Origin of the sequence: Escherichia marmotae, from assembly GCF_002900365.1 — a bacterium.
Lineage (GTDB): Bacteria > Pseudomonadota > Gammaproteobacteria > Enterobacterales > Enterobacteriaceae > Escherichia > Escherichia marmotae.
Map to the genome: position 1 here is coordinate 2892412 of NZ_CP025979.1, position 26682 is coordinate 2919093.

General features: G+C 51.4%; 21 protein-coding genes and 1 pseudogene. 6 read left to right on the forward strand and 16 right to left on the reverse strand.

The window, feature by feature from the left end; genetic code table 11:
• Positions 1-36: 36 nt before the first annotated feature.
• Entirely contained in the window at positions 37-789 is a 753-nt protein-coding gene (locus C1192_RS15045) for a fimbria/pilus periplasmic chaperone (protein ID WP_052463048.1), read from the reverse strand.
• 121 nt (positions 790-910) lie between these two features.
• Entirely contained in the window at positions 911-1567 is a 657-nt protein-coding gene (locus C1192_RS15050) for a fimbrial protein (RefSeq protein ID WP_038355360.1), read from the reverse strand.
• Positions 1568-1649: 82 nt separating this feature from the next.
• On the opposite strand from C1192_RS15050, the pseudogene tnpA reads away from it, so the two are divergent.
• The 3 genes and pseudogenes from tnpA to C1192_RS15065 all read left to right on the forward strand — a co-directional run bounded on the left by tnpA (position 1650) and on the right by C1192_RS15065 (position 4243).
• A pseudogene (tnpA, locus tag C1192_RS15055) lies at positions 1650-2305 on the forward strand (IS66-like element accessory protein TnpA).
• A complete protein-coding gene (gene tnpB / locus C1192_RS15060; protein ID WP_069906977.1) occupies positions 2305-2652 on the forward strand; it encodes an IS66 family insertion sequence element accessory protein TnpB in 348 nt (115 codons plus the stop codon). Before tnpA ends, tnpB begins: the two are co-directional and overlap by 1 nt.
• A gap of 19 nt (positions 2653-2671) precedes the next feature.
• Complete coding sequence (locus tag C1192_RS15065) at positions 2672-4243, forward strand: IS66-like element ISCro1 family transposase (RefSeq protein ID WP_103194767.1); 1572 nt, start codon at positions 2672-2674, stop codon at positions 4241-4243.
• A gap of 540 nt (positions 4244-4783) precedes the next feature.
• Here the strand turns inward: C1192_RS15065 and glgP are convergent.
• The 6 genes from glgP to asd all read right to left on the reverse strand — a co-directional run bounded on the left by glgP (position 4784) and on the right by asd (position 15527).
• Positions 4784-7231 carry a glycogen phosphorylase gene (gene glgP, locus C1192_RS15070; protein WP_038354340.1) on the reverse strand — a complete coding sequence of 816 codons (2448 nt, stop codon included), beginning with the start codon at positions 7229-7231 and terminating at the stop codon, positions 4784-4786.
• An 18-nt stretch (positions 7232-7249) separates the two neighbouring features.
• Complete coding sequence (gene glgA / locus C1192_RS15075) at positions 7250-8683, reverse strand: glycogen synthase GlgA (protein WP_001197632.1); 1434 nt, start codon at positions 8681-8683, stop codon at positions 7250-7252.
• Positions 8683-9978, reverse strand: coding sequence for a glucose-1-phosphate adenylyltransferase (glgC, locus tag C1192_RS15080; protein ID WP_000624233.1), 1296 nt, complete (start codon positions 9976-9978; stop codon positions 8683-8685). Before glgC ends, glgA begins: the two co-directional genes overlap by 1 nt.
• Positions 9979-9995: 17 nt before the next feature.
• The gene (glgX, locus tag C1192_RS15085) at positions 9996-11969 is read right to left on the reverse strand and encodes a glycogen debranching protein GlgX (RefSeq protein WP_038354341.1); all 1974 of its coding nucleotides are present in this window, start codon (positions 11967-11969) and stop codon (positions 9996-9998) included.
• Positions 11966-14152, reverse strand: coding sequence for a 1,4-alpha-glucan branching enzyme (gene glgB / locus C1192_RS15090; protein WP_038354342.1), 2187 nt, complete (start codon positions 14150-14152; stop codon positions 11966-11968). The genes glgX and glgB overlap by 4 nt, the downstream gene beginning before the upstream one ends.
• Positions 14153-14423: 271 nt before the next feature.
• A complete protein-coding gene (gene asd, locus C1192_RS15095) occupies positions 14424-15527 on the reverse strand; it encodes an aspartate-semialdehyde dehydrogenase (protein ID WP_038354343.1) in 1104 nt (367 codons plus the stop codon).
• 192 nt (positions 15528-15719) lie between these two features.
• Here asd and yhgN point away from each other — a divergent pair, with 192 nt between their 5' ends.
• Positions 15720-16313, forward strand: coding sequence for an NAAT family transporter YhgN (gene yhgN / locus C1192_RS15100; RefSeq protein WP_016262628.1), 594 nt, complete (start codon positions 15720-15722; stop codon positions 16311-16313).
• A 285-nt stretch (positions 16314-16598) separates the two neighbouring features.
• Here yhgN and gntU read toward each other — a convergent pair whose 3' ends face one another.
• The 5 genes from gntU to C1192_RS15125 all read right to left on the reverse strand — a co-directional run bounded on the left by gntU (position 16599) and on the right by C1192_RS15125 (position 21552).
• Positions 16599-17939, reverse strand: a complete 1341-nt coding sequence (gntU, locus tag C1192_RS15105; RefSeq protein WP_038354344.1) for a gluconate transporter — start codon at positions 17937-17939, stop codon at positions 16599-16601.
• A 3-nt stretch (positions 17940-17942) separates the two neighbouring features.
• On the reverse strand, positions 17943-18470 hold the full coding sequence (gene gntK, locus C1192_RS15110) for a gluconokinase (protein WP_000108330.1): 528 nt from the start codon (positions 18468-18470) through the stop codon (positions 17943-17945).
• Positions 18471-18608: 138 nt separating this feature from the next.
• Entirely contained in the window at positions 18609-19604 is a 996-nt protein-coding gene (gene gntR, locus C1192_RS15115; RefSeq protein WP_000730265.1) for a gluconate operon transcriptional repressor GntR, read from the reverse strand.
• A gap of 93 nt (positions 19605-19697) precedes the next feature.
• On the reverse strand, positions 19698-20393 hold the full coding sequence (yhhW, locus tag C1192_RS15120; protein ID WP_016249303.1) for a quercetin 2,3-dioxygenase: 696 nt from the start codon (positions 20391-20393) through the stop codon (positions 19698-19700).
• A 121-nt stretch (positions 20394-20514) separates the two neighbouring features.
• On the reverse strand, positions 20515-21552 hold the full coding sequence (locus tag C1192_RS15125) for an oxidoreductase (RefSeq protein ID WP_016262629.1): 1038 nt from the start codon (positions 21550-21552) through the stop codon (positions 20515-20517).
• Between the two features lie 476 nt (positions 21553-22028).
• Between C1192_RS15125 and yhhY the strand changes: the two genes are divergently transcribed.
• Positions 22029-22517: an N-acetyltransferase gene (yhhY, locus tag C1192_RS15130; protein ID WP_038354345.1), complete on the forward strand. Its 489-nt coding sequence runs from the start codon at positions 22029-22031 to the stop codon at positions 22515-22517.
• A gap of 60 nt (positions 22518-22577) precedes the next feature.
• On the opposite strand, the gene ggt is transcribed toward yhhY, so the two are convergent.
• Positions 22578-24323 (reverse strand): gamma-glutamyltransferase, encoded by a 1746-nt coding sequence (gene ggt / locus C1192_RS15135; protein WP_000595054.1) that lies wholly within the window; start codon positions 24321-24323, stop codon positions 22578-22580.
• A gap of 121 nt (positions 24324-24444) precedes the next feature.
• Between ggt and C1192_RS15140 the strand changes: the two genes are divergently transcribed.
• Positions 24445-24885 carry a DUF2756 family protein gene (locus C1192_RS15140; protein WP_000826135.1) on the forward strand — a complete coding sequence of 147 codons (441 nt, stop codon included), beginning with the start codon at positions 24445-24447 and terminating at the stop codon, positions 24883-24885.
• Here C1192_RS15140 and ugpQ read toward each other — a convergent pair.
• A complete protein-coding gene (gene ugpQ / locus C1192_RS15145; protein WP_001517261.1) occupies positions 24872-25615 on the reverse strand; it encodes a glycerophosphodiester phosphodiesterase in 744 nt (247 codons plus the stop codon). The two genes, C1192_RS15140 and ugpQ, sit on opposite strands and share 14 nt — an antisense overlap.
• The gene (gene ugpC, locus C1192_RS15150) at positions 25612-26682 is read right to left on the reverse strand and encodes a sn-glycerol 3-phosphate ABC transporter ATP binding protein UgpC (RefSeq protein ID WP_000907767.1); all 1071 of its coding nucleotides are present in this window, start codon (positions 26680-26682) and stop codon (positions 25612-25614) included. The genes ugpQ and ugpC overlap by 4 nt, the downstream gene beginning before the upstream one ends.

The following is a 26682-nucleotide window of genomic DNA, read 5'->3' on the forward strand; positions in this document are numbered from 1 at the left end:
TGACCTGAGTTGCTTTAACGTTTTAATCTTCCAGGTTTATTGCATCGTTCCCTTTTGCCTGGCCGTTGTGGCACCGTAATCATTGATAGTTTGATAAGTAATTTCGCCCGCTAACGTCACCGGAGAAGATACTGTGATGTCGCTTTTTGGGGGAACAAACGTATTGGGTAATTTTGCCCCTTGCACCCTGATTCCTGTCACCGTCAGATAATAGGGAGAAGGATTAATGATTTTCAGTTGTTTACCTTCGTATTTAAATCGCAACATATCCCGTGCTTTACCAGCCTGAACGGGTAAGTTAGTCGGACGGTAAAATAATTTAATCCTGTTTTGTAACGCCAGTTGTAATGTGTTTTTCTGGGTATTCTTCTCATCCGTCGGCGGAATCGCTTTCACGTTCATCCAGAATAGTGTTTCACGGTCAGTCGGTAACTGTGTTTTACCAATAAACATTATCCGCAGTGATGCTTCTTTTCGGGTTGGTAACATAAATAATGGAGGCGTAACCACAAAGTTTGGACTTTTCTTACCGCTTTGATTGTCATCCACCCATGACTGAATTAAATAGCTGGTATTGGACCCACCATTCTGCACACTTAACGTAATTTGCTGACTGTCAGATGGATAAACCAGACGCGTAGAACCAAGACCGAAACCACCCGCTGCAATAGCGTTGATAGATATGGCGGACAGTAAAAATAGAGCACCGACCCTTATGGCATATTGAGTCTTCAGCGATGGTTTAATGTTTCTATTTGCAAAAAATTTATTTTTTGAAATCCATCTCATACTGCATCCTTGTAGATGAAAATTAACTGCAATTATTAACTCGTGTATATTTATTATAAATAAACACGTAGTATTAATTTCAGGCTACAAATAACTGTAACCTGAAATTATATTGTTGTAATTATTCGTACAGCACGACGAAACTTGCCGTAGATTTCACCAGACCTGGTGCAACGGTACTACCGTTCTGAGCATAGCCCGCGGTAAATGCAGTGATAAAATCATGGGCGGTTGCATCGCCAGGAATCACGTAAGCCGCCGAAGAACTACTCCCCTGAGGAGATTGTGTATTCAGTTTAACCAAGCCATCAGTTGTCGTGTTTTTAGAATAAATACGAATCCCTACTCCAGTTGCTCCCGCTTCGCCAGTACCATCAGCATCAGCAGCCCCTTCCACTTCATTGGCAAGCGTCTGGTTGGCACCGTCCGCTGCACCAGTAAAACGGAATTCAATATTTTGACTGGTCGTATTGCTACAATCGGTTAGTTTAATGTTGAAGTTAGTCTGGTTACTGGCACCCGTTGCTTCAGTATCGATGCCCGTGAAAGCGTTAGAAGGTACGACTGGCAGTACCACTTCAATCTGTTTCGATTCTGTTGCAATCTTACACGTCGCTTTAACCACGCGACCAGTAAAACGAATGTTTCCGCCCATCGCATCGGTGTTGTCATCCATATCGGTAAGTTTCGGATAATCAACGGTGCTCCAGTCTGTATCGGCACCACCAAATTGTGATGCATCGCCTGGCGCAGCGGTTACCGCAGTTGACATCAGCATACCTGATGCGAGTAAAACTACGGATAAATGTAACCGGCTCATTTAAACCGTCTGGTCTGTTTCCTCCGGCTCTACAAAAATAATGTCCATCATTTTTAATGGACACTATCGTATGAAACACCGGACCTGGATCACTGAAGCTTTACGTCTTCACTTTGAAGAACATTTACCCCGGGTTGTGGCCGGGCGTCGCCTGGGTGTAACAAAATCAACAGTTTGTAGTATGTTCGTGCGCTTTCGGAGAGCTGGCCTTTCGTGGCCTTTGCCCGCAGGCATGTCGGAGCAGGAACTTGATGCCTGCCTTTACGGACAATTTTCCACGGTACCAGTCGTACGTCCTGAAAGCACCGTTATATCCGAAGCCGGCGGCCCAACTTCCCTTATGAGTTTAAAATCGCCTTAGTGGAGCAGTCACTGCAGCCCGGAGCCTGTGTGGCGCAGATCGCCCGGGAAAACGGAATCAACGATAACCTGCTCTTCAACTGGCGCCATCAATACCGGAAAGGTGGCCTGCTGCCTTCCGGAAAAAATATGCCGGCACTGCTTCCCGTGACGTTAACGCCGGAGCCGGATAATAAAATCCCGGCCCCCGCACAGGAACCAGAGCAGATAAATACACCGTCCGACAGTCTGTGTTGTGAGCTGGTTCTGCCGGCCGGAACTCTCAGGCTTAAAGGTAAACTGACGCCGGCGTTATTACAGACACTTATCCGCGAAATAAAAGGGAGCAGCCACTGATGATATCTCTCCCTGCCGGTTCGCGTATCTGGCTGGTTGCCGGTATCACCGACATGCGGAATGGCTTTAACGGCCTGGCATCAAAAGTTCAGAACGTCCTGAAGGATGACCCGTTCTCCGGACACCTGTTCATCTTCCGCGGACGCCGGGGTGACCAGATAAAAGTGTTGTGGGCTGACAGTGACGGACTGTGCCTCTTCACCAAACGCCTGGAGCGGGGCCGCTTCGTCTGGCCAGTCACCCGTGACGGCAAGGTGCACCTTACTCCGGCTCAGTTATCCATGCTTCCTGAAGGTATCAACTGGAAGCACCCGAAACGAACGGAACGCGCTGGAATCCGCATATAACCCGTTGTAAAGTGAGGATATGGACACCTCACTTGCTCATGAGAACGCCCGCCTGCGGGCACTGTTGCAGACGCAACAGGACACCATCCGCCAGATGGCTGAATACAACCGCCTGCTCTCACAGCGGGTGGCGGCTTATGCTTCCGAAATCAACCGGCTGAAGGCGCTGGTTGCGAAACTGCAACGTATGCAGTTCGGTAAAAGCTCAGAAAAACTTCGTGCAAAAACCGAACGGCAGATACAGGAAGCTCAGGAGCGAATCAGCGCACTTCAGGAAGAAATGGCGGAAACGCTGGGTGAGCAATATGACCCGGTACTGCCATCCGCCCTGCGCCAGTCTTCAGCCCGTAAACCGTTACCGGCCTCACTTCCCCGTGAAACCCGGGTTATCCGGCCGGAAGAGGAATGCTGTCCTGCCTGTGGTGGTGAACTCAGTTCTCTGGGATGTGATGTGTCAGAGCAACTGGAGCTTATCAGCAGCGCCTTTAAGGTTATCGAAACACAACGTCCGAAACTGGCCTGTTGCCGGTGCGACCATATCGTGCAGGCACCAGTACCGTCAAAACCCATTGCACGCAGTTATGCCGGAGCGGGGCTTCTGGCCCATGTTGTCACCGGGAAATATGCAGACCATCTGCCGTTATACCGCCAGTCAGAAATATACCGTCGTCAGGGAGTGGAGCTGAGCCGTGCCACACTGGGGCGCTGGACCGGTGCCGTTGCTGAACTGCTGGAGCCGCTGTATGACGTACTGCGCCAGTATGTGCTGATGCCCGGTAAAGTCCATGCCGATGATATCCCCGTCCCGGTCCAGGAGCCGGGCAGCGGTAAAACCCGGACAGCCCGGCTGTGGGTCTACGTCCGTGATGACCGCAACGCCGGTTCACAGATGCCCCCGGCGGTCTGGTTCGCGTACAGTCCGGACCGGAAAGGTATCCATCCACAAAATCACCTGGCCGGTTACAGCGGTGTGCTTCAGGCCGATGCTTACGGTGGTTACCGGGTGTTATACGAATCCGGCAGAATAACGGAAGCCGCGTGTATGGCTCATGCCCGGAGAAAAATCCACGATGTGCATGCAAGAGCGCCCACCGACATCACCACGGAAGCCCTGCAGCGTATCGGTGAACTGTATGCTATCGAGGCAGAGGTCCGGGGCTGTTCAGCAGAACAGCGTCTGGCGGCAAGAAAAGCCAGAGCCGCGCCACTGATGCAGTCACTGTATGACTGGATACAGCAACAGATGAAAACACTGTCGCGTCACTCAGATACGGCAAAAGCGTTCGCATACCTGCTGAAACAGTGGGATGCACTGAACGTGTACTGCAGTAATGGCTGGGTGGAAATCGACAACAACATCGCAGAGAACGCCTTACGGGGAGTGGCCGTAGGCCGGAAAAACTGGATGTTCGCGGGTTCCGACAGCGGTGGTGAACATGCGGCGGTGTTGTACTCGCTGATCGGCACATGCCGTCTGAACAATGTGGAGCCAGAAAAGTGGCTGCGTTACGTCATTGAACATATCCAGGACTGGCCGGCAAACCGGGTACGCGATCTGTTGCCCTGGAAAGTTGATCTGAGCTCTCAGTAAATATCAATACGGTTCTGACGAGCCGCTTACGGATAAATTAGATAGATTGAATTTCATTTATACCTTTCCTTTTGTTAAAAAATCCAAGCAATATTGGCGATTATTATTACATTCAGCTTTAACAAGTCACATTATTAAGATGAGCAAAGCTGGCGTTGGTGAATCCCAGGGGGATTATATTAAGGGATAGATTGACTTAAAAATATTATATGTGTTGTTTAGCAATGTAACTAAAAAATCCCATACTCGCAATGAGTGACTTTATATAAACATACAGTAGATTGAAAATAAAGGGTTTTATTTTAAATAGAATAGCTGAGGAGTGGTGAAATATATAAATATAACGAATGATTTATTGGTTATTTATTTATGGTGTTTATTATATGATGCGTACTCAGATGAAATTTTTTATTAATAATTTATTATTAATAGATGCTGTGTGTAAATCGTCATGACATATTATTTATCTGATATAAAAATGCCGTATGCCCATTAACGATAGTTTTAAATGGAACACACGGCAGTTATCACTTTGCGAAATTACAATCTCACTGGATCAATATGCCAGATAAGATCGGCGTACTCTTTGATGGTCCGGTCAGAAGAGAAGTAGCCCATATTGGCGATGTTCAGCATCGCTTTGGCTGTCCACTCTTCCGGACGCTCGTAAAGTTCGTCAACCTTATCCTGGCAATCGACATAGCTGCGATAATCCGCCAGTACCTGGTAGTGATCGCCAAAGTTAATCAGCGAATCAACCAGATCGCGATAGCGGCCCGGATCTTCCGGACTGAACACGCCGCTGCCGATTTGCGTCAGCACCTGATGCAGTTCTTCATCTTTCTCGTAGTATTCACGCGGTTTGTAGCCCTGACGACGCAGTTCTTCCACTTCTTCCGCTGTGTTACCAAAGATAAAGATGTTGTCCGCACCGACATGATCCAGCATCTCAACATTCGCGCCGTCCAGCGTACCGATAGTCAGCGCACCGTTAAGTGCAAACTTCATGTTGCTGGTGCCAGAAGCTTCTGTCCCTGCCAGTGAGATCTGTTCGGAAAGATCGGCCGCCGGGATGATCAACTGCGCCAGGCTGACGCTGTAGTTCGGGATAAACACCACTTTCAACTTGTCGCCAATCTGCGGATCGTTGTTGATCACCGTCGCTACATCGTTGATCAAATGGATAATGTGCTTCGCCATGTAATAGGCCGATGCTGCCTTACCGGCAAAAATATTCACACGCGGAACCCATTTCGCATCAGGATCGGCCTTGATACGGTTATAGCGGGTGATAACGTGTAACACATTCATCAATTGACGTTTGTATTCGTGAATACGTTTGATTTGCACATCAAACAGCGCTTTCGGATTCACCACCACATTCAGTTGTTGTGCGATGTACTCCGCCAGACGCTTTTTGTTATCCAGCTTCGCCTGATGAACAGCATGATTGACCATCGGGAAATCACAGTGCTGTTGTAGCTCGTTTAATTGGCTCAGGTCGGTACGCCAGTTACGCCCCAGGTGTTCGTCCAGTACGGCTGAAAGCGACGGGTTCGCCACCGCCAGCCAGCGACGCGGCGTCACACCGTTGGTGACGTTGGTGAAACGTCCTGGGAAGATTTTCGCAAAGTCGGCAAACAGCGATTGCACCATCAGATTAGAGTGCAACTCCGACACACCGTTAACTTTGTGACTGACCACAACAGCCAGCCAGGCCATCCGCACACGACGCCCATTAGATTCATCAATGATCGACGCCCGTCCCAACAAGTCGGTATCGTTCGGATACTGCTCCTGCAAGGTTTTCAGGAAATAGTCGTTGATCTCAAAGATAATCTGCAAATGACGCGGCAGAATTTTACCCAGCATATCGACCGGCCAGGTTTCCAGCGCCTCGCTCATCAGCGTGTGGTTGGTGTATGAGAAGACCTCACAGCACACTTCAAAAGCGTCGTCCCAGCTAAATTTGTGCTCATCAATCAGCAGGCGCATCAGCTCAGGAATCGACAGCACCGGATGGGTGTCGTTGAGATGAATCGCGATTTTATCCGCCAGATTATCGTAGGTTTTATGCAACTGATAATGGCGACTTAAAATGTCCTGAATGGTTGAGGAGACCAGGAAATACTCCTGACGCAAACGCAGTTCACGCCCGGAATAGGTGGAATCATCCGGGTAAAGCACGCGGGAAACGTTCTCGGAGTGGTTTTTGTCCTCCACCGCCGCGAAGTAATCGCCCTGGTTAAATTTACCGAGATTAATTTCGCTACTGGCTTGTGCGCTCCACAGACGCAAGGTGTTTGTCGCGTCAGTATCATAACCTGGGATGATTTGGTCGTAAGCCACGGCCAAAATTTCTTCGGTTTCAATCCAGCGCGTTTTCTTGCCTTCTTGCTGAATACGACCGCCAAAACGCACTTTGTAGCGCGTATTGTGGCGTTTAAATTCCCACGGATTGCCGTACTCCAGCCAGTAGTCCGGAGACTCTTTCTGACTGCCGTTAACGATGTTCTGTTTGAACATACCGTAGTCATAACGGATTCCGTAACCGCGTCCCGGCAACCCTAAAGTCGCCAGTGAATCCAGGAAGCAGGCCGCCAGACGCCCCAGGCCGCCGTTACCGAGGCCCGGGTCATTTTCCTCATCAATCAACTCTTCGAGATTTAATCCCATCGACTCCAGCGCACCCTGGACATCGTCATAAATACCTAACGACAGCATGGCATTGGAGAGAGTTCGGCCAATCAAAAACTCCATCGACAGGTAGTAAACCTGTCGAGTTTCTTGCGATAGCTGGGCACGATTCGAGCGTAACCAGCGCTCCACGAGACGATCGCGCACAGCAAATAACGTTGCGTTCAGCCATTCATGTTTATTGGCTACGACCGGATCCTTTCCAATCGTAAACATCAGCTTATAAGCGATAGAGTGCTTAAGAGCTTCTACGCTAAGCGTGGGCGATGAATATGTAAACAGAGCATTCATATAGGCGTTTCCTGAAAACTATTTCAAGCGATAGTAAAGCTCACGGTACGACTTCGCCGCGACCTGCCAGCTAAAATCCATTGCCATAGCCTGACGTTGCACAAACCGCCACAGCGAAGGGCGGGACCACAGAACAAAAGCGCGCCGAATAGCCCGTAACAACGACCAGGCATTACTATCTTCAAAGACAAACCCACTGGCGACGCCATCTGCAAGGTTCTCAAGAGAACAGTCAGAAACCGTATCAGCAAGCCCACCGGTACGCCGCACCAATGGCAGCGTGCCGTACTTCAATCCATAAAGTTGCGTTAAGCCGCACGGTTCAAAACGACTGGGCACCAGAATGACGTCCGCGCCGCCCATAATGCGATGCGAAAATGCTTCGTGATAACCAATCTGTACACCAACCTGCCCGGGATGTTCCGCCGCTGCGGCAAGAAAACCTTCCTGCAACACCGGATCGCCCGCGCCAAGTAACGCCAGTTGTCCCCCCTGTTCCAGAAGGCCCGGTAAGGCCTCCAGCACCAGGTCAAGACCTTTCTGGCTGGTCAGACGGCTCACCACTGCAAAAAGCGGCACTTTATCGTCAACCTTAAGCCCCATTGCGATTTGCAACTGGCGCTTATTCTCCGCTTTATCCTCCAATGAATCGCGGGTGTAACGCGAGGCTAAAAGTAAGTCCGTCTCTGGACTCCATATTTTCTCGTCCACGCCGTTCAGTATGCCGGAAAGCCGCCCTTCACGATGACGTTGCTGGAGCAGACCTTCCATACCGTAGGCAAACTGAGGTTCAGTAATCTCACGAGCGTAGGTCGGACTAACCGCGGTAATGTGGTCAGCGTAATACAATCCGGCTTTCAGGAAAGAGATTTGCCCGTTGAACTCCAGTCCGTGAACATTAAAGAATGACCATGGCAATTGGATGTCATTCATGTGATGTGCATAAAACATGCCTTGATAGGCCAGATTGTGCACAGTAAACACCGACTTCGCCGGACGCCCACTTGCCGCCAGATACGCAGGCGCAAGGCCTGCATGCCAGTCGTGCGCATGCACCACATCGGGACGCCAGAATGGGTCAAGCCCGCTTGCCATCTCTGCCCCAACCCACCCCAGCAGTGCAAAACGCAATACGTTGTCGGTGTAGGCAAATAAGTTGGTATCGTGATACGGGCTTCCGGGACGATCGTAGAGATGTGGCGCATCAATCAGGTAAATGCCAACCCCGTTGTAATGCCCGAACAGCAGCGTGAAATGCCCGGCAAAGGTATCACGACGAGATACCACCTTTGCATCGGTCACGCCGCGGCGAATATCGGGAAATGCAGGCAACAGTACGCGAGCGTCAACGCCGTCTGCGATTTGTGCTGCGGGTAATGCCCCAATAACATCAGCCAGACCGCCGGTTTTAAGCAGCGGGAACATCTCTGAACATACATGTAAAACCTGCATTATCGCTCCTGTTTATACCCTAACTTCCGTAGCATTTCGCGCGTAACCAGCACGATGCCTTCTTCTGAACGATAGAAACGACGTGCATCCTCTTCTGCATCCTCACCAATCACCATGCCTTCCGGAATAACACAAGCGCGGTCAATGACACAGCGACGCAGACGGCACGAGCGACCTACCCATACTTCTGGTAGCAATACGGCGGAATCAATGTTGCAGAATGAATTCACGCGAACGCGTGAGAACAGAACGGACTGCACCACCACCGAACCAGAGATCACACAACCGCCAGAAACCAGGGAGTTAAGGGTCATCCCGTGGCTACCGGAGCGATCCTGAACGAATTTCGCTGGCGGCAATGATTCATTGTAGGTACGAATCGGCCAGTTGCGATCGTACATATCCAGTTCCGGCACGACAGAGGCCAGATCGAGGTTCGCTTTCCAATAAGCTTCCAGCGTCCCCACATCGCGCCAGTACGGCTCGGCGTCCGGGTCGGACTGTACACAAGAGAGCGGGAATGGATGCGCATAGGCGAGGCCTTCTTCGGTAATTTTTGGAATCAAATCTTTACCAAAGTCGTGGCTGGAGTTTTCATCGCGATCGTCTTCTTCCAGCAGTTCATACAAGTAGTCTGCGTCAAAGACGTAGATCCCCATACTCGCCAAAGATTTGCTCGGATCGTTTGGCATTGACGGCGGGTTAGCCGGTTTCTCAACAAATTCGATAATTTTATCGTTTTCATCGACAGCCATAACACCAAATGCAGAGGCTTCTTCAATTGGGACTGGCATACAAGCAACGGTACAACGCGCACCTTTTTCGACGTGGTCGATAAGCATTCGCGAATAGTCCTGCTTGTAGATATGGTCACCCGCCAGGATCACTACATACTCCGCTTTATAACGGCGAATAATGTCGAGGTTTTGGGTAACTGCATCTGCCGTACCGCGATACCAGTTTTCCCCTTTCATTCTCTGCTGCGCTGGCAGCAGATCGACAAACTCGTTCATTTCTTCATTGAAGAACGACCAGCCGCGCTGAATGTGCTGCACCAGGGTGTGAGACTGGTACTGGGTGATCACGCCCATACGGCGGATACCGGAGTTGATGCAGTTGGACAGAGCAAAGTCGATAATGCGGAACTTGCCGCCGAAGTGTACGGCAGGCTTTGCTCTCTTATTGGTTAAATCCTTCAGGCGAGTACCGCGTCCCCCCGCCAGAATCAAGGCAACAGACTTCAATGGCAGCTGGCGTGCCAACATTAAGTGATCGTTCTTCTCTAAACTAATCATGACTAACTCCTTTTTTATCATCTCTGGAACACACACAATCCGTGTGCAGGTCCCGGCCAGACAGCCGTAATCACTGGGTTATCCTCTCCAGCGAATGGGGGAATGGCATGCCACTCCCCTGCAGGTAAAACAATCTCTGTTACCTCAAGCGTGGCGTTTATTGCGATCAAGAAACGATCCGAAAGCAAAATTTGCAGTTGCTTCGGCCCGTTCTGCCACTCATCCGAGCTTAAAGATTGAGCATATCGATTTAGCCAACGGACATTGCCGTCGCCTTCTTCCCACCAGCGATCCTCTACCAAAGCAGGAATGCGCTTGCGCAGATGGATTAACGCGGCGGTAAACGCGATTAAACCACTGCTTGCTTGCGACCAGTCCAACCACGTTAGTTGGTTATCCTGACAGTAAGCATTGTTATTGCCATGCTGGCTGTGACCATGTTCGTCACCGGCCAGTAACATCGGCGTACCCTGGGAGAGCAACAACGTTGTTAGCAGGGCGTGAATGCTGTCGCGCCGCCGTTCAACCAGATCAAGAGTACCGCCTAATCCTTCTTTACCATGATTGTTACTGTAATTGTTGTTGGTTCCGTCGCGATTTTCTTCTCCATTTGCTTCATTGTGCTTATGGTTGAAACAAACGCAGTCGCGAAGCGTAAAACCGTCATGTGCTGTGACCAGATTAATCGCAGCACTCGGCAGACGGCCATTACGTTTAAAAACATCACTGGATGCGGCAAAGCGTCCGGCAAACTCTCCCAGAGACAAATCATAATGCAGCCAGAAACGGCGGGCGGCATCGCGGAAATGATCGTTCCACTCGGCAAACAGCGGAGGGAAATTCCCCACCTGATAGCCACCGGGTGCGATATCCCACGGTTCAGCAATCAGCTTCACTTGCGAAAGCACCGGGCAATTCTGGATAGCGATAAACAGCGGCGCATCCTGACGAAACTCCGGCGTTCGCCCCATGACTGTTGCGAGATCGAAACGGAAGCCATCAACGTGACAGGTTTCCACCCAATAGCGTAGACAGGCGCTGGCGTATTCCACCACTGCCGGATGGCTCAAGTTGAGTGTGTTGCCACAGCCGGTCCAGTTGTGATAATCACCGTCTTCTCTTATCCAATAATAGCTACGGTTATCGATCCCGCGCAGTGAGAATACCGGACCGTCGAGATCCAGTTCCGCACTGTGGTTGAGCACGATGTCGAGAATGACCTCAATGCCCGCTTTATGCAGGGCTTTGACTGCATCACGAAACTCATCCAGCGCCGTTTCTGGCGAGCAGGCATACGCCGGATGCAGCGCAAACAGCGCCACCGGGTTGTAACCCCAGTAGTTGCTTAGCCCCATGCGTTGCAAACGCGGCTCACTGGCAAATTGCGCCACCGGCAGCAGCTCCAGTGCGGTAATGCCCAACTGTTTTAAATAGTTGATCATCACCGGATGCCCCAGGGCTTTATAAGTGCCGCGGATCTCTACCGGGATCTCCGGGTGCAAGTAGGTTAATCCTTTGACATGGGCTTCATAAATGATAGTGCTGCCCCACGACGTGCACGGCGGGGCATCATCTTCCCAATCATAGTGATCCACTACCACGACGCATTTCGGCGCAATGGCAGCATTATCGCGATAGTCAGGTTCACTATGGCCAGCGTGCAGCAGCGGGTTATCTTTAAATTCCCCGACAATCTGCCGCGCGCAAGGATCAATCAACAACTTCGCCGGGTTAAAGCGATGCCCCATGGCGGGTTGCCATGGGCCATGAACGCGATAACCATAACGCAAACCCGGGCGCGCATCCGGCAGATAACCGTGCCAGATATCGCCACTTCGTCCTGGCAAGTCATACCGATGTTCTACGTCCTGGGCGTCAAACACACACAGCTCTACCCGCTCGGCATGAGCGGAGAAGAGCGTGAAGTTGACGCCCTGGCCGTCGTAATGCGCGCCAAGGGGAGCGGGTTTGCCAATGGCAAGTTGTGTCATTCTCCCTCCCGAACCAGCCAGATAGTGGCCAGCGGCGGTAGTGTAAGGCTTAATGAATGCTGACGACCGTGGCTGGCAATCTCATCGCTGTGTACCGCGCCGCCATTGCCGGCATTACTACCGTGGTAGTGCATGGAATCAGTGTTGAGGATTTCACGCCATTTACCCGGCTGATTAATGCCAAAGCGATAGTCATAGCGCGGCACCGGCGTAAAGTTACTGGCAACGATAATTTCATTCCCCTCTTTATCGCGGCGAACAAAAATCAGCACCGAGCGTTCATGGTCATCCACCACCAGCCATTCAAAGCCATACGCGTCGAAATCCAGCTCATGCAGTGCTTTATGATGACGATAAGTGTGGTTCAGATCGCGTACCAGACGCTGGACACCGTGATGCCAGTTGTCACCGCCTTCCAGCAGATGCCAGTCGAGGCTGGCATCGTGGTTCCACTCTCGCCCTTGGGCAAATTCATTACCCATGAACAGCAGTTTTTTGCCCGGAAACGCCCACATCCAGGCATAGTAGGCGCGCAAATTGGCAAACTTCTGCCATGCATCACCCGGCATTCTGTCGAGAATCGATTTTTTGCCGTGCACCACTTCGTCGTGCGACAACGGCAGGACGAAGTTTTCAGTGTAGTTGTAGAGCATCCCGAAGGTGAGTTTATCGTGATGGTATTGACGATAAATCGGGTCGAGCTTCATGTAATCCAGGGTGTCGTGCATCCAGCCCAGGTTCCATTTGTACCAGAAGCCCAGGCCGCCAATATCCTGAGGACGAGAAACGTTCGGGAAGTCGGTAGACTCCTCCGCCATCGTTACCGCGCCAGGAACTTGCTCACCGATAATACGGTTGGTATTGCGCAGGAACTCAATCGCTTCCAGATTCTCGCGTCCACCAAACTCGTTGGGGATCCACTCACCCTCTTTACGGCTGTAATCACGATAAATCATCGACGCTACTGCATCGACACGCAGCGCATCAATACCAAAACGTTCAACCCAGTACAGCGCGTTACCGACGAGGAAATTGCTGACTTCACGACGTCCATAGTTGTAGATCAGGGTATTCCAGTCCTGGTGGTAGCCTTCACGCGGATCGCTGTGCTCATACAGGTTCGTACCGTCAAATTCGGCAAGCGCAAAGTCATCAGTCGGGAAGTGCCCCGGCACCCAGTCGAGAATAACGTTCAAACCGGCTGCGTGTGCGGCATCAATGAAATAACGGAAGTCATCACGAGTACCAAAACGACGAGTTGGCGCATACAGACCCGTCGGCTGATAGCCCCAACTGCCATCGAACGGATGTTCATTAATCGGCAACAGTTCGAGGTGGGTAAAGCCCATCCACTTGGCGTAAGGCACCAGTTGATCAGCCAGTTCGCGATAGCTTAGCCAGAAGTTGTTATCGGCGTGACGACGCCAGGAGCCCAGGTGAACTTCATAGATAGAGATTGGCGCATCAAACTGATTCGCTTTTTTGCGCTCTTCAGTCTGTACGACTTTTTCAGGCAGTCCGCAAATAAGGGAAGCGGTTTCCGGGCGCATCTGCGCTTCGAAAGCATAGGGATCAGACTTCAGACGGAGATTACCGTTAGCATCAATCATCTCGTATTTATAGAGCTGACCGTTATGCGCGCCAGGGATAAACAGTTCCCAGATACCGCTTTCTTTACGCAGACGCATTGGGTGACGGCGGCCATCCCAGTAGTTGAATTGCCCAACGACCGAGACTCGTCGGGCATTTGGTGCCCAGACAGAAAAACGCGTGCCGGTAACGCCATCCATAGTATCAGCGTGCGCGCCTAAGGTTTCATATGGGCGCAGGTGAGTACCTTCAGATAACAGCCAGGCATCCATTTCCTGGATTAAAGGACCAAAACGGTAAGGATCATCAATCAGGTTCTGCTGACCATGCCAGACAACAGCCAACTGATAACGGAAAAAATTCTTACGCCGCGGTATGACGCCGCTAAAGAATCCACGAGAGTCGAGACACTCCAGTTTAGCGACTTTGCGTCCGGTTTTTGGTTCAATCACCCACATATCGGTGGCATCAGGTAAAAGGGCACGGACTTCCAGTCCCGCTGTAGTTTTATGCATTCCCAGTACGGAAAATGGGTCTGCAAAATGGCCTGCAATTAGCGCGTTTATCACGTCTCTATCGATACGAACGGACATGCTTGTCTTCCTGTTTTATTGTGTCACCCCATCCAACTGATTTTTGACATCTGGTTGTGACATTTTTTTGACCTGAACGACGCAGCACTCTGTGCATCCTCTCTGCGTCGTCCTCCCTTCAGGTAAGGCAGTGAATACCCAAGTATTCTGCCACCCTTAAAGAATAGCCAATGCTTTATCTAACTTCCGGTAAATCATGAAACATCTGCGCTTACTCCTGTATTACGCACTAAAAGGGGCGGCATCGCGCCCCAAATTTAATGAATAAAGATTACGCCAGTTGACGAAGCATCCGACGCAGCGGCTCCGCGGCCCCCCACAGCAACTGATCACCCACGGTAAAGGCTGACAGGAATTCTGGTCCCATATTCAGTTTACGCAGGCGGCCTACAGGCGTGGTCAGCGTGCCGGTAACGGCTGCTGGGGTTAGCTCACGCATCGTGATTTCACGATCGTTTGGTACTACTTTCGCCCACGGATTGTGCGCAGCCAGCAGTTCTTCCACGGTCGGAATGGATACATCCTTTTTCAATTTAATGGTGAATGCCTGGCTGTGGCAGCGTAGTGCCCCGACACGCACACATAAGCCATCTACCGGGATCACGGAAGATGTGTTGAGGATCTTGTTAGTTTCCGCCAGCCCTTTCCACTCTTCGCGGCTCTGACCATTATCGAGCTGTTTGTCGATCCACGGAATCAGGCTACCAGCCAGCGGCACGCCAAAGTTATCAACTGGCAGTTCGCCGCTGCGGGTTAGCGTCGTAACTTTGCGTTCGATCTCGAGAATAGCAGAGGAGGGGGTCGCAAGTTCATCCGCCACATGGCCATACAACTGACCCATCTGGGTTAATAACTCACGCATATGTCGCGCACCACCGCCGGAAGCCGCCTGGTAGGTCGCAACGGAAACCCAATCAACAAGATTATTAGCGAATAAACCGCCCAACGACATCAACATCAGGCTGACAGTACAGTTACCGCCAACAAAAGTCCTGATGCCTTTATTTAATCCGTCGGTAATGACGCCCTGATTAACAGGGTCAAGGATGATGATGGCGTCATCTTTCATGCGCAGAGACGATGCTGCGTCAATCCAGTAACCTTGCCATCCGCTTTCACGAAGCTTTGGATAGATTTCGTTGGTATAATCGCCGCCCTGACAGGTCACGATGATATCGAGAGCCTTCAGCGCTTCCAGATCAAAAGCATCCTGAAGTGTGCCGGAGGTGCCGCCAAAGGACGGCGCAGCCTGGCCAGACTGGGAAGTCGAAAAGAAGACAGGGCGAATGGCGTCGAAATCGCGCTCTTCAACCATGCGTTGCATGAGAACGGAGCCGACCATACCGCGCCAGCCGATAAAACCAACATTTTTCATAAGCGTTTTTTTCCTGCAAAGATGTGTGCTGTATAAATGTGCCTGTGTCCTCATGGCACATCTTTCACCATACAAAAAGCAGCCAAAGTCGCAAGTGAAATTAATCAATGATAGCGAAGCCATCAGTAATGCGACTTATCCTGCTTTAACAGCACGCAGAAAGTCCACCGCAATTATCAGGGAACTTGAGTTATGAATGAAATCATTTCTGCAGCAGTTTTATTGATCCTGATTATGGATCCGCTCGGAAACCTACCTATTTTTATGTCCGTACTAAAACATACTGAACCGAAAAGACGCCGGGCAATCATGGTGCGAGAATTGCTCATCGCGCTATTGCTGATGTTAGTGTTCCTGTTTGCGGGCGAGAAAATTCTGGCATTTCTTAACCTGCGGGCAGAAACCGTCTCTATTTCTGGCGGCATCATTCTTTTTCTGATTGCCATTAAGATGATTTTCCCCAGCGCCTCGGGTAACAGTAGTGGACTTCCGGCAGGTGAAGAGCCGTTTATCGTGCCGCTGGCAATTCCACTGGTGGCGGGGCCGACTATCCTCGCCACGCTGATGCTGCTGTCACACCAGTACCCGAATCAGATGGGCCATCTGGTGATTGCCCTGCTGCTGGCCTGGGGCGGCACATTTATCATCCTGCTACAGTCATCGCTCTTTTTGCGCCTGCTGGGCGAGAAAGGGGTAAACGCACTGGAACGCCTGATGGGGTTGATTCTGGTAATGATGGCAACCCAGATGTTCCTCGACGGTATTCGGATGTGGATGAAGGGGTAATGTTCAAACAGGTGCTGCGCACAACCAGCATTTTTCGCCGCTGATTAACCACAGCATCTATAGCTTCCCATTGCCCTTCCCTGAAGGTAGCGGTGGCGTTACTTAACATCCGTTGTAACAGCAATTCAGCTCCGTGTTTCTCCATCATCTTCTCCTGCGTCCGTTAACGCAGTGATTAGAATGGATAATGAGCCAGTGTTTTTGCGAGAGAGATCAAAAAGATGAAGAGAGGGGAAAAGAGAAATGAATTACTGCGAGCAAGCTCGCAGTAATTTGTCGCGGTAATTAACTCAACAACTGAAACGCAATCATCCCGACGATGGCACCGACAGTACCAAGAATGGTTTCCATCATGGTCCAGGTTTTCAGCGTTTCGGCTTCGGTCGCGCCGGTAAATTTACCGAACAACCAGAAACCGGCGTCGTTAACATGGCTGACTACAATCGAACCACCAGCGATACAAATCGACAGCGCCGCCATTTGCGCACCGGAGTAATTCAGTTGTTCAATAACCGGCATCACCAGCCCCACCGCCGTTAAACAGGCAACGGTTGCAGATCCCTGAATGATGCGCACCGCCGCTGCCAGCACGAAGCAGGTGATCGCAATCGGCAGGCCCATCCCGGTTAACGCTTCGCCCAGCGCCGGACCTACGCCAGAGTCAACCAGCACCTGTTTGAACACACCGCCCGCACCAATCACCAGCAGAATAATCCCCGCAGGTTGCAGCGCGTGACCGCAAATCTCCATCACTTTGTCTTTCGGCATACCCTGACGCATCGCCAGACCATAAATCGCCACCAGACAAGCAACCAGAATCGCGGTAAATGGATGGCCAACAAACTCAAACCATTCATAAGCCGTTGACCCTTCTGGCACAAAACGTGCAGCAATGGTTTTCAGCCCAACCAGTACTAACGGCAGCAGGATCAGCGACAAACTGAATCCGAAGGACGGCATTTTGCCTTCGCCAAGATACGGTTCACTGATGTCGTCAGGAATATGCAGCTCAACGTAACGGCTGATGAAATTACCCCACAGCGGACCGGCAATAATCATCCCCGGAATTGCCGCACACAGGCCAATCAGGATCATCCAGCCAAAGTCGGCATTCATCTGCGATGCCAGCAGCATTGGCGCTGGCCCCGGCAGCAAGAACGCCGCTGCCGCTGCTACGCCTGCAAACAGCGGGATAACCAGCTTTACCAGGTTTGTGCCCGTGTGGCGCGCCATTGAGAATGCAACGCTAATCAGCAGAACAATCGCCACTTCAAAGAACAATGGTAACGCACAGACCAGACCCGCAAGGCCAATGGCATAATGCGCGCGGCTGTGACCGAAGGATTTGAGCATTTTGACGGCAATCTGATCGACTGCGCCGGTTTCATGTAAGATCTTGCCAAACATGGCTCCCAGGGCGACAACCACCGCCAGGAAACCAAGGGTACCTCCCATCCCTTTTTCCATCGTCGCTGCGATTTTATCGAGCGGCATACCGGAAAAAAGGCCAGCCCCCATAGACACCACCATCAAAGCCAGGAAAGCATGCATACGCGCCTTCATGACTAAAAACAGCAGCAGTAAAACAGACCCTACTGCTGTTAAAACAAGCGTTAATGTAGTCACTACTTATTTGCCTTTTTTAATAACCTCAATGGTGCTTGCCACAACACCTTCCAGCGGCTGATCGATATCTACCACCAGTACATCGGTTTCGTCCGCACCCGGTTCCTGCAGCGTTTCAAACTGCGTCACCAGCATTTGGGTTTTAAAGAAATGGCCTTTGCGCGCTTTCAGGCGGCTTTCAATCACATCAAAATCGCCTTTCAGGTAGATGAAAGAGAGATTTGGATTACCTTCACGCAGCAGGTCGCGATAGTGCTTTTTCAGTGCAGAACAGACGATCAGCGACACTTTATTGGTACGCTGCATGGCAAACGCGGCGTCGTTCAGCGCCTGTAACCACGGTTTACGATCATCATCATTCAACGGTTCACCGGACGCCATTTTTTCGATATTGCGACGCGGATGGAGGAAATCGCCATCAAGAAACGCGGCATGAAGTTGATGCGCCACTTCACTGGCGACCGCAGATTTGCCGCTGCCCGATACGCCCATCAGAACGTAAATGTGGTGATCATGGTTAGTCGTGCTCAAAGTGGTGCCCCCACAGTACAAGAATTAAAAATGTTACGGGTAACTGTTATCGGTAACATTATCCGACCGGACAAAAACAGAAGCAATATCCATCCGTGCCTTAAGTGTATAAGTGTGAGCTACTTCAAATTTGTGAGCTTAAATAGATCCGCCCGGTGACAAGGTGAAACCTAAATCTAACATTTTCGGTGTCACCGCTTCGCCACGAATACGCGCCAGCAGGCGCTCAGCGCCAATGCTGCCCATCCGCTCACGCGGCGTCAGCACGCTCGCCAACCGTGGCTCCATCACCTGACCAATATCGTGACCGTGGAAACCGGCGATCGCCATATCATCAGGGATTTTCAGCCCCAGGCGCTGACATTCAAATGCCGCGCCAACGGCCAGGTCATCGTTGGTACAGAACACGCCATCTAACTGCGGATATTCCCGCCGCGCCTGGCGAATCAGTTCAATACCAGAAGAGTAAGAAGAGGATTGCTCGACCATCACGCTATACGGCACCAAGCCGGCATCCAGCATCGCCTGCTCATATCCCTTCTGTTTGATGATAGTACGTTCATCGAGGCGCGCACCAAGATAAGCCACATGACGATGCCCACGGGCAATGATAGCGGCGGTCATCTGCCGTGCCGCTTCAAAGTTATTAAATCCGACGGCGATATCGAGACACGGCGACTGGCTGTCCATCAGTTCCACCACCGGAATACCTGCCACTTCAATCATCTTTAATGTGCGCGGCGTGTGGGTACGTTCGGTGAGGATCAGCCCGTCGATATTCCACGAGAGCATCGATTCGAGGCGTTCTTGCTCCATTTCCGGTTTATAACCGTAGTGAGCCAACATGGTTTGATAACCGTGTGCGTCGGTAACGCTTTCAATTCCGCGTAACACTTCGGCAAAAACCTGGTTAGTCAGAGAAGGTAGCAGGACGCCAATCGCCCGACTGGTGGCGTTTGAGAGGATATCGGGTGCGCGATTGGGAATATAACCCAGTTCATCAAGAGCGGCAGCGATCTTGCCGCGCAGGGCGACGGAGACTTGCTCCGGGTTGCGTAAAAAACGACTGACCGTCATTTTAGTCACGCCTACACGATCAGCCACATCCTGAAGTACGGGTCTTTTCTTTTTCATCGTCCTGAAAGGTACAAAAGGGATAGATTCCTTTAGTTTACCACGGACGCATCAGAACCTTCCCGATTCCTCGGGAAGGTTTGTGAGATAAATTTAGACTGGCGGTAAATCGAACAGCAGAATTTCACTGTCGCTATCGGCGTGGATGGATATCGCCTGCTCATCCCAAATTGCCAGGCCATCGCTGGTCGAGGCTTTTACGCCGTTAATGGTGACGTTGCCTTTCACCACCTGGATCCAGACGCGGCGTTCAGCGGCAATCTGATGTATTGACTGTTCATCTTTCACCAGCGCCCAGCGGTACAGCTCCATATCCTGATGCACTTTCAACGAACCGTCACGCGCATCCGGCGAGAGCACCAGTTGTTTGCCCTGTACGGCATCGAAGCGACGCTGTTCATAACGCGGCGTAATGCCGTTTTCTTCCGGCATGATCCAGATCTGATACAGATGCAGACGCTCGGTGCTACTTGGGTTGTACTCTGAGTGACGAATACCCGTACCCGCACTCATAATCTGAAACTCGCCCGCCGGAACCTGTTCTTTGTTCCCCATGCTGTCCTGATGCTCAACCGCACCTTCCAGCACATAGGTCAAAATTTCCATATCTTTATGTGGGTGAGTGCCGAAGCCCTGCCCTGCTTCAATCACGTCGTCGTTAATCACACGCAGCGCGGAGAAGCCCATAAAGTTCGGATCGTAATAGTTGGCAAAAGAGAAAGTGTGCCAGGAGTCCAGCCAGCCATGATTCGCATGGCCACGTTCATTTGCTTTGCGTAAGTAGATCATTTGTATTCGCCCCCTGAATGATTTGATGGGCTTAGTGTGGACCCGATCCGTCCGGGATGATAGAGGGTGAAAATTGACCCCTCTGTTCAAAAAAATTGAACTATTTGAGGGGGCATAAAACTTACTTCGCGAGAGTTACCGTGGAGGGTGAAGCTTGCTCAAAACCGCGCTCAAGGATTTCCAGATTAGTAAGAACTTCAGATTCCTTGACGTAATTTGGCGCACCGGTAGTAATGGTTTGATACAGCGCATCGTAGACGCGTCCGTAATCTCCCACTTCCGGCTTCATTTCCTCTCTTACCGTAACGCCCTCGTCATTGACATACTCCAGCACACCGACCGAATCATCCGCCGCGAATCCCGCTTCGCCCGGCATAATATTAGCCTTCAGGCTGGTTTCCTGCTGGTCAATACCGTATTTAATAAATGTACCTTTCTTACCGTGAACGATAAATTTCGGATAATCGATTTTCACCAAATGGCTGGTTTTGACGATGGCTTTCAAATCACCATAAAACAACTGCGCTTCGAAAGTGTCGTCCGGATTGGCTTTATTACGCAGGCTGCGAATATCGTAAGCCACATGATCCGGGCGACCAAACAGTGAAATAATCTGGTCGAGGGTATGCACGCCAAGACCATAGAACGCGCCATCTTGCGGTAGTCCGGATTTAGTTTCTGCCACCGGGCGGTAGTAGTCAAAATGGCTTTCCACTTCGACAATCTCTCCCAGCTTGCCGCTTTCAATCGCTTTTTTCGCCGTCAGGAAGCAGGAGTCAAAGCGACGATTCTGATACGGCGTGACGGTCAGCCCTTTACTTTTTGCCAGCGCAAACAGCTCTTTCGCTTGCGCAAGCGTAGGGGTGAACGGTTTTTCGACCAGCACATTTTTTCCGGCCTCCAGCGCGCGCTTCGCATACTCGAAGTGGCTGTCAGCATGGGTGCAGACGACAACCAGCTTAACGTCGGGATCATTTAATACTTCGTCGAGATCGCTGGTGAAATGAATATGGGAATAGATGGGAGCCTGTTCTTCCGGCCTGGCATGGCGGCGAAAAATATGCGCGACATGCCAGCTATCCTTGCGGTTAAGTACATACGGCAGATGGTAACGGGTGGTGCTTTTACCGAAGCCAATGAAGGCGCAGTTAATGACCATAGTTTCGTCCTTTTTAAGGTGGTTAGTGACACCTTAGCGCAAAGCGGACGTGGTTCCTATGCCTGTGTTTCAGTACGTCAGATTGTTGGCAAAGTGCACTTTGATCATGCCGGATGCGGCGTGAACGCCTTATCCGGCCTACACAAAATGGCATCGGTTTGTAGGCCTGATAAGCGTAGCGCATCAGGCAATTTTGCATTTGTCTCAACACGAGCACTTCCCGTGGGCAAAATAGCAAGTCAGCCTGGCTGAAACGAAAGCAAAAAAAAGCCAGCACCCGGCTGGCTAAGTAATACTGGAAGCAATGTGAGCAATGTCGTGCTTTCAGGTTCTCCGCGAGGGTCTTCCTGATCGCGAGACAATAATAATCATTCTCATTCGCGCTTGTCCAACACTTTTTGCAAAAAAATGCATTTGACTCGCTTTTGAAAGTCAATGATGTTGAAAGGGACATTTACACCAAAGAGGACAGAGGAATGAATGAGATAGTGATACGCCACGCTGAAACGCGCGATTACGAGGCTATTCGGCAGATTCACGCCCAGCCGGAGGTGTATTACAACACGCTACAGGTGCCTCATCCTTCCGCTCATATGTGGCAGGAGCGACTCGTCGGGCATCCCGGCATCAAGCAACTCGTCGCCTGTATTGATGGAAACGTCGTAGGTCATCTTACCATTGACGTACAGCAACGCCCGCGTCGCAGTCATGTTGCCGATTTTGGTATCTGCGTCGACTCCCGCTGGAAGAATCGCGGCGTCGCCAGTGCCCTGATGCAAGAGATGATTGAAATGTGCGACAACTGGTTGCGGGTAGATCGCATTGAGCTAACGGTGTTTGTCGACAACGCCCCGGCAATTAAGGTCTATAAAAAATACGGCTTTGAGATTGAAGGAACTGGCAAGAAGTACGCATTGCGAAACGGTGAATATATTGATGTGTATTATATGGCGCGGGTGAAATAGAAAATTTGCAATCTAAGTTTGTCATTTAAGCCCTCACCTACCGGGAGAGGGCTTAACATATTAATACCCCGCCGTTAAATCATCTACCGAACGTGGATCAGATGCGCCGTACAACTCACCGTCCGGAGCAACCATAATGCTTTGCGTGCTGCCCATCGCTTCTTTCAGCGCCACTTTCTGGCCTTTTGCTTCCAGTAGCTTGAGCGTATCCGGGCTAAATCCTTTCTCCACTCGCAACTCGTCCGGCAACCACTGATGGTGGAAACGCGGCGCATTAGTCGCTTCAGCGACGTTCATTCCATAATCGATACTGTTCACTACCATTTGCAGCACGGTGGTGATAATTCGGCTACCGCCAGGGCTGCCAGTGACCAGCCAGGTTTTGCCATCTTTCACCACAATGGTTGGTGACATCGATGACAGCGGGCGCTTGTTCGGCCCTACAGCATTGGCATCACCGCCTACCAGCCCGTACACGTTCGGTACGCCCGGTTTGGCCGAGAAATCATCCATTTGGTTATTAAGCAAAATACCGCTCTCGCCCGCGACAATACCCGTACCGAAGGTGGTGTTCAGCGTATAGGTCACCGCCACCGCGTTACCGTCTTTATCCACCACTGAATAATGGGTGGTTTGATTACTCTCATAAGGCGCAAGCTTGCCGGGGCGAATTTCGCTGGACGGCTTCGCTTTATTGATATCAATTTGATCGGCAATAGATTTGGCATAGGCCTTATTCGTCAGCGCCTGCCACGGTACTTTGACAAAATCCGGATCGCCAAGGTATTCCGAGCGATCGGCATAGGCATGTTTCTCGGCTTCGGCCATGATTTGCATCGCATCAGCGCTACCAAAGCCATATTTCTTCATATCGAAGTTTTCCAGAATATTGAGGATCTGCACGATATGAATCCCACCAGAAGATGGCGGTGGCATGGAGTAAACCTGATACCCGCGATAATCGCCACTAATCGGTGTGCGTTCGACCGCTTTATACGCAGCCAAATCCTCTTTGGTAATCAAACCACCGTTTTTCTGCATCTCCTGGGCAATCTGCTCAGCTATTGTGCCTTTGTAAAACGCGTCCGGGCCATTTTCGGCAATCATCTCCAGGCTCTTTGCCAGGTTCGCCTGCACCAACTTGTCGCCCTTTTTCAGCGGCTCCCCCTCTTTCCAGAAGATAGCCTTGCTGTTTTCGTGATTCGGCAGCACTTCGCTACCATAGGTTTTGAGATCGTCAGCCAACGCATCGTTAACGATAAAACCATCACGCGCCAGTTTAAACGCGGGCTGAACCACTTTGTTCAGCGGCATGGTGCCGTATTTATCCAGCGCCAGCGAGAAACCTGCTACCGTGCCCGGCGTGCCGGAGGCCAGATGCGAAGTGAGTGATTTTTTACTGTCCGGGTTGCCCTGGTCATCGAGGAACATATCGCGGGTCGCTTTGGCAGGTGCCATTTCGCGGAAGTCGATAGCGGTGGTGTTGCCATTTTTAGTGCGGATCAGCATAAAACCACCGCCCCCCAGATTCCCCGCCTGCGGATGCGTTACCGCCAGCGCATATCCCACCGCCACGGCAGCATCCACGGCATTCCCACCCTCCTTGAGGATATCTACTCCCACCTGAGTGGCAGTGGCATCGACAGAAGCCACCATTCCCTGCTTCGCGCGCACCGGATGGAAGACATCCTCCTCCACGCCATACGAGACGGGCGGCGGCGCAGGTGGCGCGGCTGCCGCACTAAAACAACATCCTGAAAGTAAAGTAGCAATCGCCGCCCGGCGTAAAAACGTCGGTTTTATCATCGTTATTCTCCAGTTGTATGAGGGGCCTTCCCCACTTAAGCCTGGTGTATAACTCTGAAATAATCATCGTTTTGCCGGGAAGCGAGTAAACTTAAAGGATATCTTCAGAGGAGGATACGCGATGAAACGACTTCTGCTTTTGACGGCACTCCTGCCGTTTGTCGGCTTTGCACAGCCCATTAATACTCTGAATAATCCTAACCAGCCGGGATATCAAATCCCCAGCCAGCAACGGATGCAAACCCAGATGCAGACTCAGCAAATCCAACAAAAAGGGATGCTGAATCAGCAACTGAAAACTCAGACGCAACTACAACAGCAGCATTTAGAAAATCAGATTAACAGCAACTCGCAGCGGGTATTGCAGTCACAGCCGGGGGAGCTAAATCCCGCCCGGCAGCAAATGCTGCCCAACAACAACGGCGGGATGTTAAACGGCAACCGTAATCCGGATAGTTCGTTGAATCAGCAGCATATGCTGCAAGAGAGGAGAAACGGCGACATGCTGAATCCACCCAGCACATCGCAGCCTGACCTTCCGTTGAAAACTATTGGGCCGTAAAATTTGGCCCGATCACGTCAATCGCATCAGTACAGATGCAATCCACGCCCCAGCGCAGCAACTCTGCCGCTCGCTGGGGTCTGTTGACGGTATAAACCAGAATCCGCAACCCAGCGTCTTTCAACTGCATCACTCGCGCTTTATCGAGCAACTTATGATTGAGATGAATAGAGACGCAGCCCAGCCGCGTAGTCAGTTCGCGCCAGTCGTCGCGCCACTCATCAAGCAACAAACCGCGCGGCAGTTCCGGTGCTGCCAATTGTGCGGCTTCTAAAGCATCAATCTCAAACGATGACAGCAGCGGTGGGGTCATCTCCGCCCAAAGTTCGCGTGCCGCCAGTGCCACCATTTTACCCGTCGACGACCCGGTGCCGGTGGTGGGTTTGATTTCGATATTCGCCATCATCCCGTGTTCGCGACAGCGTTCCGCCACCTGCGAAAGCAACGGCAGCGGCTCACCTTTAAACGCTTTGCTGTACCAACTGCCTGCATCCACGCGCAGTAAATCCTGCCAGTTCAGTTCGCCCGCGACGCCCCAGCCGTTGCTGGTACGTTCGAGGTTGTCATCATGGAGCAAGAAGATCTCACCATCTTTCGATAACTTCGCATCAAATTCGATCATCTTATGACCGTATTTTGCCCCCACGTCGATTGCCGCCAGGGTGTTTTCCGGGGCAAGTTTACCGCCGCCACGGTGGGCGACGATGCGGGGATAAGGCCAGTTACTCATACTCGTTGTCCTGTTTCACCATCAAAAAGATGTAGCTGATTTTCCGGCAAATGCAGCCACAACATGCTGCCTGCCGTCGGGCGTTCCTGATGCGCCAGTCGTACCACCAGCTTCTGATCGCCCCAGCGTCCGTGCGCCAGATTATCAGCGCCGAGGATCTCCAGCGTGTCCATCACCAGCGGCACGCCGCCTTCTGCCTGCGAGCTTAACGCAATATGTTCCGGGCGGATACCGAGGGTCATTTTACGCCCGGCATACTGCCGATAATAACCGTTCAACGGTAGTACGATGCCGCCGTCCAGCTCGAAGTGCGTACCTTCGTTATTCACGCGACCTGTCAGCAGGTTCATCGCCGGACTGCCGATAAAACTCGCCACAAACAGGCTGGCGGGTTTTTCGTACACTTCAACCGGCGTGCCAATCTGTTCGGCAACGCCGCCGTTCATTACCATCACTCGCTGGGCGAGGGTCATCGCTTCAACCTGATCGTGGGTGACGTAGAGTGATGTCGTTTTCAGACGACGGTGTAACTGTTGCAACTCAAGACGCATCTGTACGCGCAGCTTGGCATCGAGGTTAGAGAGCGGCTCATCAAACAAGAACACCGCCGGATCGCGCACAATCGCGCGCCCCATCGCCACACGCTGACGCTGACCGCCAGAAAGCTCGCGTGGACGGCGCTTAAGCAAACCGTCAAGTTCGAGAATGCGTGCTGCTTCTTTGACACGTTCAGCAATTTGCTGCTTGCCCATACCGCGAATTTTCAGCCCCCACGCCATATTCTCCTCTACGCTCATATGCGGATAAAGCGCGTAGTTCTGGAACACCATCGCAATCCCGCGATCTTTCGGCTCCATTTCGGTTACGCGCTGCTCGTTGATCCAGATATCGCCCTCAGTCACCTGCTCCAGCCCGGCAACCATGCGCAGTAGCGTGGATTTTCCGCAGCCAGACGGCCCAACCATCACAATAAATTCACCGTCTGCCACATCAAGCGTCAGCGGTTTAATGACCTGGGTTTTGCCATCCCAGCTTTTGGTTACTGCCTGTAATTTCAGTCCTGCCAT

Coding starts and splice junctions, on each gene's coding strand:
- ugpC (WP_000907767.1), bottom strand. CDS start 26,682: ATGGCAGGACTGAAATTACAGGCAGTAACCAAAAGCTGGGATGGCAAA.
- ugpQ (WP_001517261.1), bottom strand. CDS start 25,615: ATGAGTAACTGGCCTTATCCCCGCATCGTCGCCCACCGTGGCGGCGGT.
- yhgN (WP_016262628.1), top strand. CDS start 15,720: ATGAATGAAATCATTTCTGCAGCAGTTTTATTGATCCTGATTATGGAT.
- tnpB (WP_069906977.1), top strand. CDS start 2,305: ATGATATCTCTCCCTGCCGGTTCGCGTATCTGGCTGGTTGCCGGTATC.
- C1192_RS15065 (WP_103194767.1), top strand. CDS start 2,672: ATGGACACCTCACTTGCTCATGAGAACGCCCGCCTGCGGGCACTGTTG.
- gntR (WP_000730265.1), bottom strand. CDS start 19,604: ATGAAAAAGAAAAGACCCGTACTTCAGGATGTGGCTGATCGTGTAGGC.
- yhhY (WP_038354345.1), top strand. CDS start 22,029: ATGAATGAGATAGTGATACGCCACGCTGAAACGCGCGATTACGAGGCT.
- glgC (WP_000624233.1), bottom strand. CDS start 9,978: ATGATTAGTTTAGAGAAGAACGATCACTTAATGTTGGCACGCCAGCTG.
- C1192_RS15125 (WP_016262629.1), bottom strand. CDS start 21,552: ATGGTCATTAACTGCGCCTTCATTGGCTTCGGTAAAAGCACCACCCGT.
- C1192_RS15045 (WP_052463048.1), bottom strand. CDS start 789: ATGAGATGGATTTCAAAAAATAAATTTTTTGCAAATAGAAACATTAAA.
- glgA (WP_001197632.1), bottom strand. CDS start 8,683: ATGCAGGTTTTACATGTATGTTCAGAGATGTTCCCGCTGCTTAAAACC.
- glgX (WP_038354341.1), bottom strand. CDS start 11,969: ATGACACAACTTGCCATTGGCAAACCCGCTCCCCTTGGCGCGCATTAC.
- C1192_RS15050 (WP_038355360.1), bottom strand. CDS start 1,567: ATGCTGATGTCAACTGCGGTAACCGCTGCGCCAGGCGATGCATCACAA.
- yhhW (WP_016249303.1), bottom strand. CDS start 20,393: ATGATCTACTTACGCAAAGCAAATGAACGTGGCCATGCGAATCATGGC.
- glgP (WP_038354340.1), bottom strand. CDS start 7,231: ATGAATGCTCTGTTTACATATTCATCGCCCACGCTTAGCGTAGAAGCT.
- glgB (WP_038354342.1), bottom strand. CDS start 14,152: ATGTCCGTTCGTATCGATAGAGACGTGATAAACGCGCTAATTGCAGGC.
- ggt (WP_000595054.1), bottom strand. CDS start 24,323: ATGATAAAACCGACGTTTTTACGCCGGGCGGCGATTGCTACTTTACTT.
- asd (WP_038354343.1), bottom strand. CDS start 15,527: ATGAAAAATGTTGGTTTTATCGGCTGGCGCGGTATGGTCGGCTCCGTT.
- C1192_RS15140 (WP_000826135.1), top strand. CDS start 24,445: ATGAAACGACTTCTGCTTTTGACGGCACTCCTGCCGTTTGTCGGCTTT.